Annotated in this window: 19 protein-coding genes; 11 read left to right on the forward strand and 8 right to left on the reverse strand. The window is 67.3% G+C overall.

The window, feature by feature from the left end; all coding sequences use genetic code 11:
• Positions 1 to 2: 2 nt before the first annotated feature.
• Positions 3 to 422, reverse strand: a complete 420-nt coding sequence (locus tag OCEPR_RS03800; protein ID WP_013457381.1) for a cobalamin B12-binding domain-containing protein — start codon at positions 420 to 422, stop codon at positions 3 to 5.
• 12 nt (positions 423 to 434) lie between these two features.
• Entirely contained in the window at positions 435 to 2,228 is a 1,794-nt protein-coding gene (gene uvrC, locus OCEPR_RS03805) for an excinuclease ABC subunit UvrC (RefSeq protein ID WP_013457382.1), read from the reverse strand.
• A 995-nt stretch (positions 2,229 to 3,223) separates the two neighbouring features.
• Here uvrC and OCEPR_RS03810 point away from each other — a divergent pair.
• Complete coding sequence (locus OCEPR_RS03810; RefSeq protein ID WP_013457383.1) at positions 3,224 to 3,604, forward strand: NADH-quinone oxidoreductase subunit 15; 381 nt, start codon at positions 3,224 to 3,226, stop codon at positions 3,602 to 3,604.
• A 30-nt stretch (positions 3,605 to 3,634) separates the two neighbouring features.
• On the opposite strand, the gene OCEPR_RS03815 is transcribed toward OCEPR_RS03810, so the two are convergent.
• Genes OCEPR_RS03815 through gltX form a run of 3 tightly spaced genes read right to left on the reverse strand, consistent with a single transcriptional unit; the run spans position 3,635 to position 6,432 of the window.
• A complete protein-coding gene (locus tag OCEPR_RS03815; RefSeq protein ID WP_013457384.1) occupies positions 3,635 to 4,057 on the reverse strand; it encodes a disulfide oxidoreductase in 423 nt (140 codons plus the stop codon).
• A gap of 9 nt (positions 4,058 to 4,066) precedes the next feature.
• Complete coding sequence (gene ftsY / locus OCEPR_RS03820) at positions 4,067 to 4,984, reverse strand: signal recognition particle-docking protein FtsY (RefSeq protein WP_013457385.1); 918 nt, start codon at positions 4,982 to 4,984, stop codon at positions 4,067 to 4,069.
• Positions 4,981 to 6,432, reverse strand: a complete 1,452-nt coding sequence (gene gltX, locus OCEPR_RS03825; protein WP_013457386.1) for a glutamate--tRNA ligase — start codon at positions 6,430 to 6,432, stop codon at positions 4,981 to 4,983. The genes ftsY and gltX overlap by 4 nt, the downstream gene beginning before the upstream one ends.
• 235 nt (positions 6,433 to 6,667) lie before the next feature.
• Here gltX and OCEPR_RS03830 point away from each other — a divergent pair, with 235 nt between their 5' ends.
• From OCEPR_RS03830 to ppsA, 6 genes are all read left to right on the forward strand, one after another.
• Positions 6,668 to 7,957 (forward strand): ABC transporter substrate-binding protein, encoded by a 1,290-nt coding sequence (locus OCEPR_RS03830; protein ID WP_013457387.1) that lies wholly within the window; start codon positions 6,668 to 6,670, stop codon positions 7,955 to 7,957.
• 61 nt (positions 7,958 to 8,018) lie between these two features.
• Entirely contained in the window at positions 8,019 to 8,939 is a 921-nt protein-coding gene (locus tag OCEPR_RS03835; RefSeq protein WP_013457388.1) for a carbohydrate ABC transporter permease, read from the forward strand.
• Entirely contained in the window at positions 8,939 to 9,784 is an 846-nt protein-coding gene (locus OCEPR_RS03840; protein WP_013457389.1) for a carbohydrate ABC transporter permease, read from the forward strand. Before OCEPR_RS03835 ends, OCEPR_RS03840 begins: the two co-directional genes overlap by 1 nt.
• A gap of 12 nt (positions 9,785 to 9,796) precedes the next feature.
• The gene (locus OCEPR_RS03845) at positions 9,797 to 10,768 is read left to right on the forward strand and encodes a Gfo/Idh/MocA family protein (RefSeq protein WP_013457390.1); all 972 of its coding nucleotides are present in this window, start codon (positions 9,797 to 9,799) and stop codon (positions 10,766 to 10,768) included.
• Positions 10,768 to 11,766 carry a Gfo/Idh/MocA family protein gene (locus OCEPR_RS03850; protein WP_013457391.1) on the forward strand — a complete coding sequence of 333 codons (999 nt, stop codon included), beginning with the start codon at positions 10,768 to 10,770 and terminating at the stop codon, positions 11,764 to 11,766. The genes OCEPR_RS03845 and OCEPR_RS03850 overlap by 1 nt, the downstream gene beginning before the upstream one ends.
• Before the next feature lie 56 nt (positions 11,767 to 11,822).
• Positions 11,823 to 14,231 (forward strand): phosphoenolpyruvate synthase, encoded by a 2,409-nt coding sequence (ppsA, locus tag OCEPR_RS03855; RefSeq protein WP_013457392.1) that lies wholly within the window; start codon positions 11,823 to 11,825, stop codon positions 14,229 to 14,231.
• A gap of 36 nt (positions 14,232 to 14,267) precedes the next feature.
• On the opposite strand, the gene OCEPR_RS03860 is transcribed toward ppsA, so the two are convergent.
• The 3 genes from OCEPR_RS03860 to rplM form a co-directional block, all read right to left on the reverse strand.
• On the reverse strand, positions 14,268 to 15,062 hold the full coding sequence (locus OCEPR_RS03860; protein WP_013457393.1) for an undecaprenyl-diphosphate phosphatase: 795 nt from the start codon (positions 15,060 to 15,062) through the stop codon (positions 14,268 to 14,270).
• A 92-nt stretch (positions 15,063 to 15,154) separates the two neighbouring features.
• A complete protein-coding gene (gene rpsI, locus OCEPR_RS03865) occupies positions 15,155 to 15,541 on the reverse strand; it encodes a 30S ribosomal protein S9 (RefSeq protein WP_041554559.1) in 387 nt (128 codons plus the stop codon).
• A gap of 5 nt (positions 15,542 to 15,546) precedes the next feature.
• Positions 15,547 to 15,981, reverse strand: a complete 435-nt coding sequence (rplM, locus tag OCEPR_RS03870; RefSeq protein ID WP_013457395.1) for a 50S ribosomal protein L13 — start codon at positions 15,979 to 15,981, stop codon at positions 15,547 to 15,549.
• Positions 15,982 to 16,100: 119 nt separating this feature from the next.
• On the opposite strand from rplM, the gene OCEPR_RS03875 reads away from it, so the two are divergent.
• From OCEPR_RS03875 to OCEPR_RS03890, 4 genes are all read left to right on the forward strand, one after another.
• Positions 16,101 to 16,400 carry a 4a-hydroxytetrahydrobiopterin dehydratase gene (locus tag OCEPR_RS03875; protein ID WP_041553999.1) on the forward strand — a complete coding sequence of 100 codons (300 nt, stop codon included), beginning with the start codon at positions 16,101 to 16,103 and terminating at the stop codon, positions 16,398 to 16,400.
• 180 nt (positions 16,401 to 16,580) lie between these two features.
• Positions 16,581 to 17,771 (forward strand): argininosuccinate synthase, encoded by a 1,191-nt coding sequence (locus OCEPR_RS03880; RefSeq protein ID WP_013457397.1) that lies wholly within the window; start codon positions 16,581 to 16,583, stop codon positions 17,769 to 17,771.
• Positions 17,772 to 17,773: 2 nt separating this feature from the next.
• Positions 17,774 to 19,180 carry an argininosuccinate lyase gene (gene argH, locus OCEPR_RS03885; protein ID WP_013457398.1) on the forward strand — a complete coding sequence of 469 codons (1,407 nt, stop codon included), beginning with the start codon at positions 17,774 to 17,776 and terminating at the stop codon, positions 19,178 to 19,180.
• Entirely contained in the window at positions 19,177 to 19,716 is a 540-nt protein-coding gene (locus tag OCEPR_RS03890) for an N-acetyltransferase (RefSeq protein ID WP_013457399.1), read from the forward strand. The genes argH and OCEPR_RS03890 overlap by 4 nt, the downstream gene beginning before the upstream one ends.

The following is a 19,716-nucleotide window of genomic DNA, read 5'->3' on the forward strand; positions in this document are numbered from 1 at the left end:
GGTTACTGGGCGGCCCAGCGGGCCTCGGTGGCCTTGCGGATGAACGCGACGATCTCGCCGGTGGGCGTTCCGGGGCCGAAGACCTCGGCCACCCCGATCTCTTTGAGCTTGGGCACGTCCTCGTCGGGGATGATGCCGCCGCCGAAGAGGAGCACGTCCCCCGCGCCCTGCTCGTCGAGCAGCCGCTTGACCTCGCGGAAGTAGTGCATGTGCGCGCCCGAGAGCACCGAAAGGCCGATGGCGTCGACGTCTTCCTGGAGCGCGGCGCTCACGATCATCTCGGGGGTTTGCCGCAGGCCGGTGTAGATGACCTCCATCCCGGCGTCGCGCAGCGCCCGGGCCACCACCTTGGCGCCGCGGTCGTGCCCGTCCAGGCCGGGTTTGGCGATGAGTACGCGGATTCGACGTTCCATTGCCCCCATTGTAGCAGCCGCCTAGGAGCGGGCGGCGGCCTCGTTCAGGTGGCGCAGCACCGCCTCCGCGGCGCGGCGGTTCATGCCCGGAAGTTCAGCGAGCCGCTCCGGGGGGGTGGCCCGCAGCTCTTCCAGGGTGGAGAAGCGTTCGAGCAGCACCTTCTTGCGCGCCGGGCCGATGCCGGGAATGTCGTCGAAGACGCTCTTCAGCGTTTTCTTTCCCCGCAGCTGGCGGTTGTAGGCGAGGCCGAAACGGTGGGTCTCGTCGCGCAGGTGGATCAGCAGACGCAGCCCCGGGTCGTCGAGCGGCCGCATCACCCGCTCGCCGCTGGGCAGCACCAGCACCTCCTCGCGCTTGGCCAGCCCCACCAGCGGCAGGCTGACGCCGGCGCGCTCGAGCGCCTTCTGGGCGGCGCGCACCTGACCCAAGCCGCCGTCGATGAGCAGCAGGTCGGGGCTTTCCATCTTGGTCTGGAGGCTGCCGGTGAAGCGGCGGTAGACGGCCTCCTCCATGGCCTTGTAGTCGTCCGGCTTGCCCGCCAGGCCGCGGATGCGCATCCGCCGGTACTGGCTCTTCTTGGGCCGGCCGCCTTCGAAGACCGCGATCGCCGCCACCACCGCGGTTCCGAAGAGGTTGGAGACGTCGTAGCCTTCGATCCGCCAGGGCCGGCGGGCGAGCCCCAGGGCCCGCTGCAGGCTGGCGAGCGCCGGGTGGTCGCCGCGCTTCTCCAGCCGCGCCAGCTCCACCTCGAGCCCGGCGCGGGCGTTCTCGCTGGCGAACTGCACCAGCCGCACTTTCTCGCCGCGTTTGGGGACCCGCAATTCCACCTTGCGCCCGGCGCGCTCCGCCAGCGCCCGGGCGAAGACCTCCTGCCCCTCGGTCGCCAGCGGCAGCAGCACCAGCGGCGGCAGCGGCGAGGCCACCAGGTAGTAGTCGCGCAGGAAGGCCTCGAGTACCTCGGCGTCCGTGGCCTCGCCGGCGTTTTCGACGAAACGGCTGGTGCGCCCCAACATGCGGCCGCCGCGGATCTGGAAGAGCTGGACCATGGCGTAGGCCCCGCTGCGGGCCAGCCCCACCGCGTCCAGATCGCCCAGCCCGACGGCGTAGGCCTGCTGGCCGGAGGCGAAGAAGCGCTCGAGCGCCCGGATCTGGTCGCGCAGCTCGGCGGCCAGCTCGAAGTGCTGCGCCCGCGCCGCCTCCTCCATGCGCACCGCCAGCTCCTCCAGCAGGTCGTCCACCCGGCCGTCGAGCAGCTGCTCCACCCGCCGCACCACCCGGGCGTATGCCTCGGGGTCGGCCCGGCCTACGCAGGGGGCGAGGCAGCGGCCCATGGCGTGGTTCAGGCAGGGACGCCGCCGTTTCTTCATGGGCACGCCCGAGTTCTTGCGCAGCGGGAAGACCCGGTCCACCAGCCGCTTGATCCGCCGCACCGCCCCGGCGTCGGGGAAGGGGCCCCAGTAGCGGGCGCCGTCGTCCTCGACCCGGCGGGTGACGACGAGCGTCGGGAAGGTTTCGTTCGTCAGCTTGAGGAAGGGGTAGTGCTTGTCGTCCTTCATCAGGACGTTGAACTCGGGCCGGTGGGCCTTGATCAGGTTGGCCTCGAGCAAGAGCGCCTCGACCTCGTCGCGGGTGACGATGAACTCGAGCGCGTCGGCTTCCGCGAAGATGCGCCCGGCCTTGTCCTCGCCGTGGGCGTAGTGGTTCACCCGCGCGCGCAGGTTCTTGGCCTTGCCCACGTAGATCACCCGCCCGTCCCGTTTCCACAGGTAGACGCCGGGCCGGGACGGCAGGCGGGGGAGGTCGCTCGCCTTCACGGCCCTAGTTTATGCGGAGGGGGGATGAAACGGATGCAAGACCCGGCCTCGCGGTCTGCGCCCCTAGGCCAGAAACACGGGTTGCTTGAGATTCGGGATGTGGGGTGTAGGGGTGGTGCGTGGGCCGGTCATGCATCGGCGATAGACGTTTGTATCACATCGCACCAACAACCCCCGTCCCGGCCGGAGGGCGAGAAAACAGCCGGACAACATAAAACCGGCCACGGCTTGACGACCCGGTCTGGACCCCAGCTTCCGCTGGGGTGACGAGGTTTCGTCGTGAGTGTTTTTGCCATGGGCGTTTTGTCGAGAACCGATGAATTCGTTATCGCGAGCACTGCGAATCGACTTTATCATTCCAATCAATCCCGTCATTCCAGCCAAGCAGGCCCCTGGCCTGCGCGAGCTGGAATCCAGAGCCTAAAGCATGGTGAGCGCTACGCTGCTGTCTCAACGGTCCTGTACACGACGACTTAACCGTGGATTCTGAGCCCGGCACGGGCCCGATGGGCCGGCTACGCCGGGGTGTGGGATGCGGGGTGTAGGGGGCAGGAAAACCCAACATCGTGTTCTGATGCGTTGCGTCCAAGCCCGTTCGTGTGCTTCTGAAAAACAAACCCCACCCCCTACATCCTGCCTTTCCTGTATCCCCGGGCGGGCGAGCTATTAGCGAACGAGACCCGGGTGCCCGCCCTGAACTTGATTCAGGGCCTGCCCCTGCGAAAGCAGGGGTCCATACTGTACGAACAGCCGAGGTTTCGTTGCCGTTGACGGCCCCGCCACAGGCCGCAGGCTACTTGCCACAGGCCTTGCCGTTACCATGCACTACGAACTACGCGCCACGAACTGATCGGGCGGACACATTGGTCCGCCCCTACTACGTACTACGTACCGATTTTCCACATGCCCCAGGCCACAAGTCGGCTCTGATACTGCGCGCCCCGCGCTACGCAGATCAATGACTTTCGCCCCGGGCCCTGCGCTATTATGGGCCCATGAGCCACGCGATCTACGACGCCTGGGTCCAGCTGATGGGCTGGCTCGAAGAGTACGCAGCGGAGCACGACCTCGTCTTCGACCGCGAGGCCGACTTCCCCGAGTTCATCTACCGCATGCACAAGCCCTGGGAGCTGCCCACGCGGACGATGACGGTCTCGCTCTCGCGCGCGAACGACGAGCCCTTCTTCGTCGCCTCGGTTTCCCAGCCGTCCGACGAGCAGAAGCACGTCAGCCTGCGTTCGCCGGGGGCCCACCTGCACTGGCACGCGCACGAGCACGGGGGCGGGCTCGAGCTCTCCGGCGGCATCAAGCTCGACAAGACGAAACTCTTCGCGCTGCTGGACCAGGCGCGGCGCGACTGGATGACCGCGGTTTAGCGCGAAAGGTCGGTTTGCGCGGGCGCCCCGTCAGGGGCGCTCTTCCCTTACGGCGGCGAGTGCCAGTGCGATGAGCACGAAAGCCGTGAGGGCCATGAAGGCGATGGTGACGAAACCAAAGTAGTTGACGTACTCGATGTTGCAGGGGATCGGCGTGGCGGCGCAGCTGGTGGGGGCGAAGCCGGGGATCTTCTGCTCGGCGTAGTGGAGCACGCTGATCGAACCGCCCACCAGCGCCATCGGCAGGGCGTAGCGGCGGATGCGGGCGTCGCCGTAGAAGGTGGCGATGCCCAGGATGAGCACCAGCGGGTACATGAAGATGCGCTGGTACCAGCAGAGCTCGCAGGGGATGAAGTGGCGGATCTGCGAGTAGTACAGGCTTCCGGCGGTGGCGGCGATGGCCACCAACCAGGCGAAGGCCAGCAGCAGCGTGTTGCGGTCGCGCGTGCTCATGGCTCCATCCTACGCGCTCAGCAGCGCCTCCACGTACTCGCCGGCGTCAAAGGGTTGCAGGTCCTCGGCGCTCTCGCCCACGCCGATGAACCTGATGGGCACCCCCAGCTCGCGCACGATGGGCACGAGCACCCCGCCCTTGGCGGTGCCGTCGAGCTTGGTGACGATCACGCCGGTGAGCCCGACCGCCTCGTCGAACTTCTTGGCCTGCTCCAGGCCGTTCTGCCCGGTGGTGGCGTCGAGCACCAGCCAGACCTCGCCCGGCTCGCCCGGATCGGCCTTAGCGATGGAGCGCTTCACCTTCTTGAGTTCTTCCATCAGGTTGTGCTTGGTGTGGAGGCGGCCGGCGGTGTCCACGAAGAGCAGGTCCATCCCGCGGGCGGCGCGGGCCTTGGCGGCGTCGAAGGCCAGGGCGGCCGGGTCGGAGCCCTCGGGGGCGCTGATCACCGGGATGCCGGTGCGCTCGCCCCAGAGCTCGAGCTGGGCCCCGCCGGCGGCCCGGAAGGTGTCGCCGGCGGCGAAGAGGACGCTCTTGCCCCGCTCCTTGTAGTACCGCCCCAGCTTGGCGATGGTGGTGGTCTTGCCCACGCCGTTGACGCCGACCATCAGGACGACGTGCCCCTTCGGCTCGACGGTGCTCTTCTTGGCGTCGGGCTTGAAGCCCAGCTTGCGCAGCTTGGCGCGGCGGGCGTCGGGCTCGAGCTGCAGCACCAGCGCCTGCTTGACCGCTTCGCGCAGGTCGCGCTTGCCGCTCTCGCGCACCTCCTTCAGGATTTCCTGGGTGGCCTCGAGCCCCACGTCGGCGGCGATGAGGGCGAACTCGAGCTCCTCGAGCACCTCCTCCGGGTCGCCGCCCCAGGGGACCGCCTTGGTGAGCGTCTGGCTCGTCTTCTTGAGCCCCTGCTTCAGTCGGTCGAACCAGCTCATGCGTTACCTTCCCGCTCCTCGGCGTGCGCCAGGGCACGCTCGATCCGCGCCAGGACGCGCTCCTTGCCCAGAATCTCCAAAAGCTCGTACATCCCCGGCGTGGCCAGGGTGCCGGTGATCGCCGCCCGCAAGGGCTGCATCACCTTGCGCAGCTTCAGCTCCTTCGCTTCGGCGTAGCCCACGAGCGCCGGCTCGGTGCGCTCGGGGGCGAAGTCGGAAAGCCCCGCGAGCACCTCCTTCAGCTCGCGCAAAATCTCGAGCCCCTTTTTGAGCTCCTTTTCGGCTTTGGGTTCGAAGGGGTAGTCCTCGGTGAAGAAGTAGCGCGCCTTCTCCACGAACTCGGCCAGCGTCTCGAAGCGGGGGCGCATCGCCTCTACCACCTGGCACAGGTAGGCGTCGCTCTCCCAGGAAAGGCCGGCGGCCTCCAGGAAGGGCTTCAGCCGCTCGCAGACCTCCTCGAGGCTCAGCACCTCGCGGATGTACTTGCCGTTCATCCAGCGCAGCTTCTCCTCGTCGAAGACGGGCCCACCCAGGCTGACGCGGTCCCAGCTGAAGGCTTCGATCATCTCCTCCATGGTGAAGATCTCGCGCCCGTCGGGCATGGAAAAGCCCATCGTCGAGAGGTAGTTGCGCAGGGCCTCGGGCAGGTAGCCGGCCTCGCGGTAGTAGTCGATGCTGGTGTGGCCGGTGCGCTTGGAGAGCTTGGCGCCGCCGGGCGCACGCAAGAGCGGCAGGTGGTACCACTTGGGCTCGTCCCAGCCGAAGGCCTGGTAGAGCAGCTTCTGGATGGGCGTGCTCACCAGCCAGTCCTCGCCGCGGATCACGTCGGTGACCTCCATCAGGTGGTCGTCCACCACCACCGCCAGGTGGTAGGTGGGGAAGCCGTCCGACTTGAGCAGAACCACGTCGGGGATCTCCCGGTTGTCGAACTCGATGTTCCCCCGCAGCACGTCGTGGACCACGGTCACGCCGGTCTCCGGCGTCTTCAGCCGGATCACGTGGGGTTCGCCGGCGGTGGCGCGGGCCTCGGCCTCCTCGCGCGGAATCTTGCGGGCGCGGCCGTCGTAGCCGTAGCCCAGGCCCTTCCTTTGCAGCTCCTCGCGGATGGCGGCCAGCTCCTCCGGGGTCTCGAAGGCGCGGTAGGCCAGCCCCTCGTCGAGCAGCTGCTGGGCGTAGCGGCGGTAGAGCTCGAGCCGCTCCGACTGGCGGTAGGGGCCGTTGGGTCCGCCCACGTCGGGCCCCTCGTCGTAGTCGAGACCCAGCCATTTGAGGGCGCGCAAGATGCCCTCCTCGGCCCCCTCGACGTAGCGGTTCTGGTCGGTGTCTTCGATGCGCACGATGAACTTCCCGCCGTTCTTGCGGGCCCAGACGTAGCTGAAGATGCCGATGTAGGCGGTGCCGACGTGCGGGTAACCGGTGGGGCTGGGGGCGATGCGGGTCTTGACCATACCGCAGGTATTCTACAAGGCCGCCGCATGCTCCGGTGCCCGCCGGTCGGGGCGGCGGGCGGTCCGCCCGTCCGGGTGCGTCGCCCAGGGGGTGCGCCGGGATTCGTCTGTCCAGGGGCGGAAAAATGCCCCGGCCGGCGGGATTTGCCGTGCTATGCTGATTTTTGTTAAACAACCCAGCCCGGTTCGTATTGACCGCTCTCCCGTAGTGCGGGCAGGGGAAAGGAGATTCTACATGTCGAAACGTTGGATCAAGGTATTCGCGGTCGTCGCATTGCTGGCGGCCACGCTCCTGGGGGGCGCCTTCGCGCAGAAACTGGTCATCGAGAGCTGGCGCACCGACGACCTGAAGCTCTGGAAAGACGTGATCATCCCCGCGTTCAACAAACACTATCCGGACATCGAGGTCGTCTTCGCGCCCACCGCGCCGGCCGAATACAACGCCGTGCTCGACAGCAAATTGCAGGCGGGCACCGCGGGCGACCTGATCACCTGCCGGCCCTTCGGCAAGTCGCTCGAGCTCTTCAACAAGGGCCACCTGGCGCCGCTGAACGACCTGCCGGGCATGGAGAACTTTACCGACTTCGCCAAGGTGGCCTGGACCACCGACGACGGCAAGACCACCTACTGCGTGCCCATGGCCTCGGTGATCCACGGCTTCCTCTACAACAAGGACCTCTTCGACAAGTACGGCTTCCAGCCGCCTAAGACCTACGAAGAGTTCATGGACCTGCTGGCCCGGATGAAGAAGAAGGCCCCGGCGCTGGCGCCGCTGGTGATGGGCACCAAGGACCAGTGGGAGGCCGCCACCATGGGCTGGCACAACATCGCGCCCAACTACTACGGGGGCGAGGCCGGCCGCCGCGCCTTCCTGGAGGGCAAGGAAGGCTTTCACACCGACGGCTTCCTCGAGGCTTACAAGGCGCTGGCCCAGTGGGCGCCCTACCTGCCGCGCGGCTACAAGGCCGTTAGCTACTCCGACGCCCAGCAACTCTTCACCCAGGGCCGCGGCTTCATCTACCCCGCGGGTTCTTGGGACATCGGCGTCTTCCGCCAGATGAACCCCAAGCTCAACATGGGCGCCTTCAAGGCCCCGCCGCCCGCGGGCGCGACCAAGAGCTACATCAGCGACCACCAGGACATCGCCCTGGGGCTCAACCCCGCGAGCAAGAACCCGGAGGCGGCCAGGAAGTTCCTCTCGTGGCTGACCACCCGCGAGTTCGCCGAGCTCTACGGCAACGCCCTGCCCGGCTTCTTCCCGCTCCACAACTACGACATCACGATCAGCGACCCCGTCGCCAACGAGTTCCTCTCCTGGCGTCAGACCAGCGAGGGCACCTTCCGCATGACCTACTACAAGCTCTCGGACCAGAAGCCCGACGCCGAGACCGACCTCTGGACCGCCTCGGTCAACATCCTGAACGGCAAGATGCAGCCGGAGGAAGCGGCGGTGTGGATGGAGTGCCGCCTGGCCTCCTGGTACGGGCCGCACAAGCACTTCGCCAGCGAGCTGAACTGCAAGTAGACCCACGCGGCGGGGAGGCTTCGGCCTCCCCGCGCCTTTTCGAAGGTTCGGAGCCCCGAGCATGAGGCGAAAACCGTTTCCCTGGCACATCACCGTCTTTCTCGCCCCGGCGGTCGTCGTCTACACCGTCTTCATGATCTACCCCATGCTGGCGTCGCTGAAGTTTTCGCTCTACCAAACCGCAGAAGGGGGTCGGCAGGTCTTCGTGGGCCTGGGCAACTACGTGCGCCTGCTCACCGACCCCATTTGGAACGAACCCTTTTGGAACGCGTTTTGGAACAACGTCGTCTTCTTCGTCATCCACATGCTGCTGCAAAACCCGATCGGCCTCTTCCTGGCCGTGCTGCTGGCCGCGAACATCCGCGGGGCCTGGATCTACCGCACCATCATCTTCACCCCCACCATCCTCTCGGTGGTGCTGATCGGCTTTGCCTGGAAGCTGATCCTCAGCCCCACCTGGGGCATCTGGTTTCCGCTGCTCGACCGGCTGGGCCTCGGGGACAACGAAGTCGCCATCGCCCTCCTGGGCAACGAGTCCTCGGCGCTGATCACGCTCTCGCTCATCTCGGTCTGGCAGAACATCGGCATTCCCATGATGCTCTTCCTGGCCGCGCTCATCCGCATCCCCCACGAGCTCATCGAGGCCGCCCAGGTGGACGGCGCCGGCAGCTGGCGCATCTTCTGGCGCATCCAGTTCCCCCTGATCGTGCCCACGGTGGGCATCGTCGCCATCCTCACCTTCATCGGCAACTTCAACGCCTTCGACCTGATCTACGCCACCCAGGGGGCGCTCGCGGGCCCCGACTTCTCCACCGACATCATGGGCACCTTCTTCTTCCGAACCTTCTTCGGCTTCCAGTTGCGCCCGGGCGACCCCAACATGGGGGCGACGGTCGCGGGGATGATGCTGCTCATCATCCTGGCCGGCGTGCTCCTCTACCTCTACGGCTGGCAGCGGCGCATGGAGGAGGTGCAGTTCTGATGACCGGCACCCGCTACCGCTGGCTCCGCTTCTTCAAGGTGGGCGGCATCCACGCCACCCTGCTCGCCTACAGCGCGCTCGTGCTCTTCCCGATCCTGCTCGTCTTCATGAACTCGTTCAAGGACCAGATGGCCATCTTCGGCGAGCCGCTCAAGCCCCCCACCCCCGCGACCTTCTCGGTGGACGGCTACAAGACCCTGTTCGAGATCGCCAACTTCCAGCACTACTTCCTCAACAGCCTGATCGTCACCGTGATCTCGCTGCTGCTCATCGTCTTCCTGGGCGCGATGGCGGGTTGGGCCCTGGCCGAGTACACCTTCAAGCTCAACACCTTCATGGCCATCTACCTGGCGCTGGGCATCATGGTGCCGATCCGGCTGGGTACGGTGGGCATCTTGCGGCTCATGGCCGACTGGAACCTGGTCAACACCCTGGCGGCGCTGATCTTCGTCTATACCGCGATGGGGCTGCCGCTCTCGGTCTTCATCCTCAGCCGCTTCTTCGCGCAGCTGCCGCCCGACTTCAAGGACGCCGCCCGCATCGACGGGGCCAGCGAGTACCGCATCTTCACGCTGGTGCTGCCGCTGGTGCGGCCGGCGCTGGGCACGGTGGCGGCGATCAGCATGATCCCGGTCTGGAACGACCTGTGGTTCCCGCTCATCCTGGCGCCGTCGGAAGAGACCAAGACGATCGTGCTGGGGGCGCAGGTCTTCCTGGGTCAGTTCCTCAACGACTGGCAGGCGGTGCTGGCGGCGCTCAGCCTGGCCATGATCCCGGCGGTGCTCCTGTACATGCTCTTTTCCAAGCAGCTCATCCGCGGGCTGACCGCGGGTGCCGTGAAGTAAGGAGGTGCAGCGGTGAAGATTGGCATCGTGGGCGTGGGAACCATGGGGCGGGTGCACGCGGACGCCTACCGGCGCATCGGCGCGGAGCTGGTGGGCGCGTACGACCCGAACCCCGAGAAGTTGGCCGAATTCGTGTCCCGGTTCACCGTGGACCCGTTTCGAAGTTACGATGAGCTCCTCCTGCGCGTGGACCTGGTGGACGTGACCGCGCCGACGTTCGCGCACGAGGAGCTGACCGTACGGGCGCTGGAGGCGGGCAAGGACGTGATCCTGGAAAAACCGCTGGCGCTCGACGCGGCGTCGGGGAGGCGGATCCTGGAGGCGGCGCGCAAGAGCGGCCGTCGGCTCTTCGTCGCCATGGTGGTGCGCTTCTTTCCGCAGTACCGCCGCGCCGCAGAGCTGGCGAAGAGCGGCCAGCTGGGCCGCGTCGGGGTGGTGCGGCTGAAGCGGGTGCTCTTTCCGCCGGGGCCCGGCTGGTACCGGGATCCCGAAAAATCGGGGGGCATGCCGGTGGACCTGATGATTCACGACCTCGACTACGTTCGCTGGCTGCTCGGTGACCCGGTGCGCGTCTTCGCCCGCCGCAGTCCGCCTGTGGAGGGGGAGGTCCTCGAGCACGTCCAGGCCGTGCTGGGCTACGCGGACGGCCGCATGGCCATCGTGGAGGGGGGCTGGGCCTACCCCGCGGGGTACTTCCGCACCGCCCTCGACCTGGCGGGGGATCGCGGCCTGGTGGAGTGGAGTTCGGACCAGTCGCCGCCGCTCGGCACCCTGTTCCCCGCGGACGAGCCGGCGCCTGAGGTGGGGCTGCCGATGGCGGGACTCGAGGAGGATCCCTACGAACTCGAGCTGCGGCACGCGCTCGAAGCCCTCGGGCGCGGCAAACCCTTCGACGTGACTCCGGAGGACGCGCTGGCGGCGCTCGAGCTGGCGCTCGCGGTGCGCGCGAGCGCGGACAGCGGGCGCGTGGTGGAGGTGGCCTGATGCGGATCGGTATCCTGAGTTTTGCGCACCTGCACGCCGAGGGGTACGTGCAAAACCTGCGGCGCATCTCGGGGGTGGAGGTGATCGGTTTCTCCGATACCGACCCCGAGCGCGGCCGCCGCTTCAGCCAGGCCTACGGTCTGCGCTGGTTCTGGACCCACGAGGACCTGCTCGCCGAGCACCCCGACGCGGTGATCGTGACCTCGGAGAACGCGCGCCACCGCGAGCTCGTAGAGCTCGCGGTCCGGTCGGGGGCGCACGTGCTCTGCGAGAAGCCCATCGCCACCCGCACCGAAGACGCCTTGGCGATGAAGGCGGCGGTGGAGGCGGCCGGGGTGACCTTCATGACCGCTTTCCCCATGCGCTTCTCGCCGGCCGTCCAGGCCGCGCGGGCGATGGTGGGGGAGGGGGCGCTCGGCCGGATCCTGGCCGTCGTGGGCGTCAACCATAGCGAAAACCCCAAGCGTCACCGCGCCTGGTTCGCCGAGAAGGCGCTGGCCGGGGGCGGGGCGACGATCGACCACACCGTCCACCTGGCCGACCTCTACCGCTGGATCTTCGGCGTCGAGGTGGCCGAGGTGGTGGCCGAGGTCTCCAACCCCTTCGACCCCGAGGTGGACGTGGACACCGCCGGGCTGCTGTTGCTCAAGCTGGAAAACGGCGTGCCGGCGAGCATCGACGCAAGCTGGAGCCGCCCGGCGAGTTACCCGCGTTGGGGCCACCTCAAGATGGAGATCGTCGGTGAGAAGGGCACGGTCGTGCTCGACGCCTTCGCGGGCCACCTGCACGTCTGGCGCCGGGGTCAGGAGCGGGCCTACGAATGGCTGGGCTACCACCCCGACCCCAACCAGGGCATGCTCGAGGCCTTCGTGAGCAGCGTCCGCAACGGAACGCGGCCTCCGGTGACCTGGCGCGACGGTTACGAGGCCCTGCGGGTGGTCCTGGCGGCCTACCGTTCCGCGGAGCGGCACGCCCCGGTCGCGCCCGCCGATCTTTAGTCGGCTTAGGACATTATTCTTGCTTGCGCCCTACTAAAATTAGGGTGGAGGTCGAGATGAAATGGGTCAAGTGGTTCTCCGAAGTGGGCATCCACGACGTGCCCCTCGTTGGGGGCAAGAACGCCTCGCTGGGTGAGATGCTGCGCACCCTGGGGGAGGTGGGGGTCCGCGTCCCCGACGGGTTCGCCATCACCGCGGAGGCGTACCGGTACTACCTGCGCGAAGCCGGGCTCGAGGACAAGATTCGGGCGCTGCTCGACGGGTGGGACCGCTCCGACCCCGCCGACCTGATCCGGCGCGCCCGGCGCATTCGCAACATGATCGTGCGCGCCGAGTGTCCCGAAGACCTGCGCCAGGAGATCGCCGAGGCCTACGCGGAGCTCTCGCGCAAATACGGCACGGACGAGGTGGACGTCGCGGTGCGCTCGAGCGCGACCGCCGAGGACCTGCCCACGGCCAGCTTCGCCGGCCAGCAGGACACCTACCTGATGGTGCACGGTGAGGCCGAGCTGCTGCTCTCGGTGCGCCGCGCCTTCGCCAGCCTTTTCACCGCCCGCGCCATCAGCTACCGCGAGGACATGGGCTTCGACCACTTCAAGGTGGCCCTCTCGGTGGGGGTGCAGAAGATGGTGCGCTCCGACCTGGCCTCGAGCGGCGTGATCTTCACCCTCGACACCGAGACCGGCTTCCGCGACGTCGTATTGGTCACCTCGATCTGGGGCCTGGGCGAGAACATCGTCCAGGGGCGCGTGGTCCCCGACGAGTTCTACGTCCACAAGCCGACGCTGCGCAAGGGCTTCGACGCGCTCGTTTGGAAGAAGCTGGGGGGCAAGGAGTTCAAGCTCGTCTACGACGAGCAGAAGCAGCGCCTCAGCAACCAGCCAACGCCCAGGGACGAACGGGAGCGCTTCTCGCTCGAGCCGGACGAGGTGCTGCAGCTCGCCCGCTGGGCCGTGGCCATCGAGGACCATTACTCCAAGGTCCACGGGGCGCCCACGCCGATGGACATCGAATGGGCCAAGGACGGCCTCTCCGGTGAGCTCTTCATCGTGCAGGCGCGGCCGGAGACGGTGCACAGCCAGCGCAAGGGCCTCAAGTTCACCGTCTACGAGCTGAAGGAAAAGGGCAAGGTGCTCGTCCGCGGTCTGGCCGTGGGCGAGAAGATCGCCAGCGGCAAGGTGCGCGTCATCACCGACCCCAACAAGATGGACGAGTTCCAGCCGGGCGAGGTGCTGGTCACCACGATCACCGACCCCGACTGGGAACCCATCATGAAGGAGGCCGCGGCGATCGTCACCGACCGCGGCGGCCGCACCTCGCACGCCGCCATCGTCGCCCGGGAGCTGGGGATTCCCGCGGTCGTCGGCTCCGAGAACGCCACCCGGATCCTCAGGACCGGGCAGGAGGTCACCGTCTCCTGCGCCGAGGGCGAGGACGGCCGGGTCTACGAGGGCCGGCTCGCCTTCGAGGTGCACGAGGTCGACCCCGAGACCCTGCCCAAGCCCGAGCGGACGCGGATCCTGCTCAACGTTGGCAACCCCGAGCTGGCCTTCAAGCTGGCCCAGTATCCGGTGGACGGAGTGGGGCTCGCGCGCATGGAGTTCATCTTCGCTTCCTGGATCCGGGTGCACCCGCTGGCGCTGACCCGTTACGACCAGCTCCCCATCCGCGTCAAGCGGCAGGTGGACGAGCTGACGCGGGGTTACCCAAGCAAGGAGGAGTACTTCATCGACAAGCTGGCCCAGGGGATCGCCGTCATCGCCGCGGCCTTCTACCCGCGTGAGGTGATCCTGCGCTTCTCCGACTTCAAGACCAACGAGTACGCGCACCTCCTCGGCGGCGAGCTCTTCGAGCCCCGCGAGGAAAACCCGATGCTCGGCTGGCGCGGCGCAAGCCGCTACTACCACCCCGACTACAAGGAGGGATTCCTCCTCGAGCTGGCGGCGGTCAAGCGGGTGCGGGAGGTGATGGGCCTCGAGAACCTCAAGGTGATGGTGCCCTTCTGCCGCACCCCCGAGGAGGGCCGGCAGGTGCTCGAGGTGATGAAGGAAGGCGGGCTCGAGCCGGGCAAGGGCGGGCTCGAGGTCTACGTGATGGCCGAGATCCCCTCGAACATCTGGCTCGCCGACACCTATGCCGACGTCTTCGACGGCTTCTCGATCGGCTCCAACGACCTGACCCAGCTCACCCTCGGGGTGGACCGCGACTCCGACCGCATCGCCGCCCTCTTCGACGAGCGAAACGAGGCAGTCAAGCGCTCGGTCGCCCACCTGATCGAGCGGGCTCACGCCCACGCCCCGCGCCGCAAGGTGGGCATCTGCGGCCAGGCGCCCAGCGACTACCCCGAGTTCGCCGCTTTCCTGGTGGAGAAGGGGATCGACAGCATCAGCCTCAACCCCGACGCCGTCCTGCGCACGATGCAGCGCGTCGTCGAGATGGAACAGAAGCTTAAGGCGCGCGGCTAGCCGCGCGCCTTAAGCGAACGGACGCGGCTCGTTCGGCTAGCGCAGGGTAAATAGCGTCCAGGCGGCCAGCACCCAGACGTAGGGCGCGAACCAGCGGAACTGTCCGCGCCGCAGGATGCCGAAGAGCCAGAGCATGGCCAGGTAGCCGCTTACGAAGGCCGCGGCGATCATCGCCAGTACCGGTCCCGCGTGCACGCCGTCGGGCAGCCCGTCCTTCAGGCCCAGCAGCATCACCCCAAAGCTCGCCACGCTGTACATCAAGAAGCTCAGCTTGGCGGCCAGGACCGGCGAGAGGCCCAGGTGCAGGAAGGCCGCGATCGTGCTGCCGCTGCGGGAGACGCCGGGCAGGATGGCCAGGCTCTGGGCCAGCCCGCCCAGAAAGGCGTCCTTGTAGGTCACGCGCCCCACGACGTCCTTCGCTCCGCCGCGGGGCGTCGTCCAGAGGATCCACCCGGTCAGGAAGAGCCCGAAGCTGACGAAGACGGGGTTGTTGATGCTTTCGAAGACGCCCTTGAGTGCCAGGCCCACGATCAGCGCCGGCAGGCTGGCCACTAGAATGAGCAGCGCCAGCTTCCACCCCTCGCGCCGCCGGGCTTCCCGCCGCACCAGCCCCGCGAAAAAGCCGGTGAGCGCTTGGGCGATCTCACGGCGCATCAGCAGGAGCGCCGCCAGGAAGGTGCCGGTGTTCGAGGCGATGTCCACCCACAGGGGCAGGGCCTGGCCGCCGAAGAGGTAGTAGTCCGCGAGCACCAGATGGCCGGAGCTCGAGACCGGAAGAAACTCCGTGAGCCCCTGCACGACGCCCAGGACGATGGCGCGAAAAAGATCCATACCCACGCAGTCTATCAGGAGCGCAGGTCCCGGCGCCCTGGCCCACAAGCGAAGGCCGCCCGGTGGGGCGGCCTTTCGTGTGCGTAAGCGGTCTAGCGCTTGGAGTACTGCGGGGCCTTGCGGGCCTTGTGCTTGCCGTACTTCTTCCGCTCGACCTCGCGGGCGTCGCGGGTGAGGAAGCCGGCCTTCTTGAGGCTTACGCGCAGCTCGTCGTCGTACTGTACGAGGGCGCGGGCGATGCCCATCTTGATGGCGTCGACCTGGGCCGACTTGCCGCTGCCCTTGACGGTGATGAGCAGGTCGAACTGCCCCTCCTTGTTCACGTGGCGCAGCGGGTCGAGGGCGGAAGCGGCCTTGATCAGCCCGCTGAAGTAGTCCTCGAAGGGCTGGCCGTTGACGGTGATCTGCCCCTTGCCCGGGCGCAGGAAGACGCGGGCCACGGCGGTCTTGCGACGACCGGTGCCGTAGAACTGTTCGATCGCCATTACTTAACCTCCAACTCGATGGGCTCGGGCTTCTGCGCCGCGTGGGGATGCTGCGCGCCGGCGTAGATCTTGAGCCTCTTGAGCATGCGGCGGCCCAGCGGGCCCTTGGGCAGCATGCCCTTGACGGCGTGCTGAAGCACGCGTTCGGGGTGGCGTTTCAGCATCTCCGCCACCGGGATGCGCTTGAGGCCGCTGGGGTAGCCCGAGTAGCGGGTGTAGGTCTTCTGCTGCAGCTTGTTGCCGGTGAGGTGCACCTTCTCGGCGTTGATCACGACCACGAAGTCGCCGCTGAGCATGTTGGGCGTGTACTCCGGCCGGTGCTTGCCGCGCAGAATCTTGGCGATCTCGCTGGCCAGTCGCCCCAGCGTTTTCCCCTGGGCATCGACCAGAACCCACTTGGGTTCGATTTCTTTGGGTACGTACGTCTTGTGCACGCCTCTCCTCCAGATTGGCTCTTGCGGAATTCGCTGCACAGGGGGGATCGGGGCGGGGCCCCCTTGCAGGATGCCAGCGAGCAGTATAGCACAGGCGCGGGGGGCGTACAATGGTGCTCATGGAGAAGCGCTGGTCGGAAGAACAGATTCGCCACGCCCTCGAGGGGTTGGAAGGGTGGCGGTACGACGACGGGCGGATCGAGCGCGTCTTCGAGTTCGCCACCTACGCCGACGGGGTGGCCTTCGCCACCCGCATCTTCCTGCTTTCCGAGAAGCAGAACCACCACCCCGACGCGGTCTGCGTGCTCTGGAAAAAGGTAGGGGTGGCCTACACCACCCACGACGTCGGAGGGGTCACGGAGCGCGACCTCAAGGCCGCGACGATGATCAACCTGCTCTACCAGCGCTTTACTGACTGAGCCCCCGGAAGCGGCTTCCTGAGCCGGCGGTTGACGCGCTGCCGGCCCCCACGTATACTTATGCACGAGATGAAGCGCCGCGCTCGACGACTGCACTAGTGTAAACGGGGACAAGCGCCTTTGGGTGGGGCTTGGCCCCACCTTTCTTCTGCGGGCGCGGCGTGAATCGAGGTGACGTGAATGAAAGTTGTTTTGGCCTACTCCGGCGGTTTGGACACCAGCATCATCCTGAAGTGGCTCATCGAGGAATACGGGGCCGAGGTCATCGCTTTCACGGCCGACATCGGCCAGGGCGACGAGGTGGAGGAAGCCCGCGAAAAGGCCCTGGCCACCGGTGCGAGCAAGGCCATCGCCCTCGACCTGCGCGAGGAGTTCGTGCGTGACTTCGTATTTCCCATGTTCCGCGCCGCCCCGCTCTACGAGGGCTACTACCTGCTCGGCACCTCGATCGCCCGACCCCTGATCGCCAAGTACCTGGTGCAGATCGCCGAACAGGAGGGGGCCGAGGCCATCAGCCACGGCGCCACCGGGAAGGGCAACGACCAGGTGCGCTTCGAGGTGTCCGCCTACGCCCTCAAGCCCGACATCAAGGTCATCGCCCCCTGGCGCGAGTGGGCGTTCACCGGCCGCACCGAGATGATCGACTTCGCCGAGAAGCACGGCATCCCCGTGGTCCAGACCCACGCCAAGCCCTACTCGATGGACGCCAACATGCTGCACGTTTCCTACGAGGGCGGCATCCTCGAAGACCCCTGGGCCGAGCCGCCGGCTGACATGTTCCTCTTCACCCGGAACCCGGAGGAGGCGCCCGACGAGCCCGAATACGTCGAGATCGAGTTCGAGAACGGCGACGCGGTGGCGGTGAACGGCGAGCGGCTCTCGCCGGCGGCGCTGCTGACCCGGCTCAACGAGATCGCCGGCCGCCACGGCGTGGGCCGGGTGGACCTGGTGGAGAACCGCTTCGTGGGCATGAAATCGCGCGGCGTCTACGAGACCCCGGGCGGCACCCTGCTCTACCACGGCCGCCGGGCGGTGGAGAGCCTGACGCTCGACCGCGAGGCGCTGCACCTGTGCGACCAGCTTTCGCCGAAGTACGCCGAGATCGTCTACAACGGCTTCTGGTTCTCGCCCGAGCGCGAGGCGCTCCAGGCCCTCTTCGACGAGGTGGCCCGGTCGGTCACCGGAACCGCCCGCCTCAAGCTCTACAAGGGCGGCGTGACCGTCGCCGGCCGCAAGTCGCCGGTCAGCCTCTACGACCAGAAGCTGGTCAGCTTCGACGAAGAAGGCGGCTACGACCAGCACGACGCCGAGGGCTTCATCAAACTCAACGCCCTGCGGCTCAAAGCCCGGGCGCGGGCGCAGAAAGGCTAGCGATGGCGGGGGAGGGTTCGAAAAAGCTCTGGGGCGGTCGCTTCGCCGGCGAGACCGACAAGCTGGCCGAGGCGTTCAACAACTCGCTCGACTTCGACCGGCGGCTCTGGCGCGAGGATCTGGACGGCAGCCGCGCCCACGCCCGCATGCTGGCCAGGCAGGGCATCCTGACCGAGGAGGAGGCCCGGGCGATTCTAGCGGGCCTCGACCGGATCGAAAAAGAAATCGAGGCCGGCGCCTTCCCCTGGCGCGACGAGTACGAAGACGTGCACATGAACGTCGAGGCGCGGCTAACTGAGCTGGTGGGCGAGGTCGGCGGCAAGCTGCACACCGCCCGCAGCCGCAACGACCAGGTGGCCACCGACCTGCGGCTCTGGCTCAGGCGGTCGCTGGCGGGGATCGTGGAGGCGCAGCAGGAGCTGGCGCGGGTGCTGGTGGCCGAGGCGGAGCGCCACCTGGAGCCGCCCGTCGTCCTGCCCGGTTACACCCACCTGCAGCGGGCGCAGCCGGTGCTGCTCTCGCACTGGTTCATGGCCTACTACGAGATGCTTTCGCGCGACACCACCCGGGTGCTCGACGCCCTCTTCCGCATGGACGAATCGCCCCTGGGGGCGGCGGCGCTGGCGGGGACGAGCTTCCCCATCGACCGCCACTACACCGCCGAGCAACTGGGCTTCCTGGAGCCGATGCGCAACAGCCTGGACGCCGTCGCCAGCCGCGACTTCGTACTGGAGGCGCTTTCCGCGATTGCCATCGGCCAGCTGACGCTCTCGCGCCTGGCCGAGGAGCTGGTGCTCTACTCGAGCTTCGAGTTCGGCTTCGTCACCCTGCCCGACGCTTTCGCTACCGGCAGCTCGATCATGCCGCAAAAGAAGAACCCCGACATCCCCGAGCTGATCCGCGCCAAGGCGGGGCGGGCGATCGGCGACCTGGTGACGCTGCTTACGGTGGTCAAGGGCCTGCCGCTGGCCTACAACAAAGATCTGCAGGAGGACAAGGAGCCGGTCTTCGATGCGGTGGATACTTATACATCGTCCCTCAAGCTTATGGCGGCGCTGCTTCCGGGGCTCACGTGGCACCCGGAGGTTACGAAGCGGGCGGCGACGGGCGGCTTCGCCCTGGCCACCGACCTGGCCGACTACCTGAGCCGGAAGGGCCTGCCCTTCCGCCGGGCGCACGCGGTGGTGGGTCGGATCGTCCGCAAGCTGCAGGAAGAGGGCCGCGACCTCGACGACCTTGACCTCGACGAGCTGCGTTCCTTCAGCGAACTGTTCGACGAGGACGCGCTGGCGTTGCTCTCGGTCGAGGGGTCGGTGAGCAGCCGAAACGTCTACGGCGGCACCGCGCCCGAGCAGGTGCGGGCGCGGATCGCCGAAGCCAAGAAGGAGTTGGAGGAGGACGGGTCATGATGAAGCTGGAGCTCAAGTCCGCCGAGTTGCCCGAGGTGGACCCGACGCTCGAAACCAACCTGCGTAAGGCGCGGCTCAGCGACGTGGACCAGATCTTCGAACTCATCAAGTACTGGGCCGAACAGGGGTTCATGCTGGTGCGCAGCCGCAGCCAGCTCTACGAGAACATCCGCGACTTCTACGTGGTCGAGGACGTCGAGGGCCACATCGTCGGCACCGTGGCCCTGCACGTGCTCTGGGCCGACCTGGCCGAGATCCGAAGCCTGGCGGTGCACCCCGCCCGCCAGGGTCAGGGGCTGGGGCGCTGGCTGGTGCTCGCCAGCGAGCGCGAGGCGCGCGACCTGCACGTGCCCAAGGTCTTTACCTTTACCTTGCAGGACGGGTTCTTTCGCAAGCTCGGCTACCAGGACATCCCCCGCGAGGACCTGCCCCCCAAGGTCTGGGTCGAATGCGCCGACTGCCCCTTCCAGGACAACTGCCACGAAATCCCCCTGATCAAGCACTTGTCCGGAGTGAACGGAAAAGGTAGCGTGTAG

It is taken from the genome of Oceanithermus profundus DSM 14977, from assembly GCF_000183745.1.
GTDB lineage: Bacteria > Deinococcota > Deinococci > Deinococcales > Marinithermaceae > Oceanithermus > Oceanithermus profundus.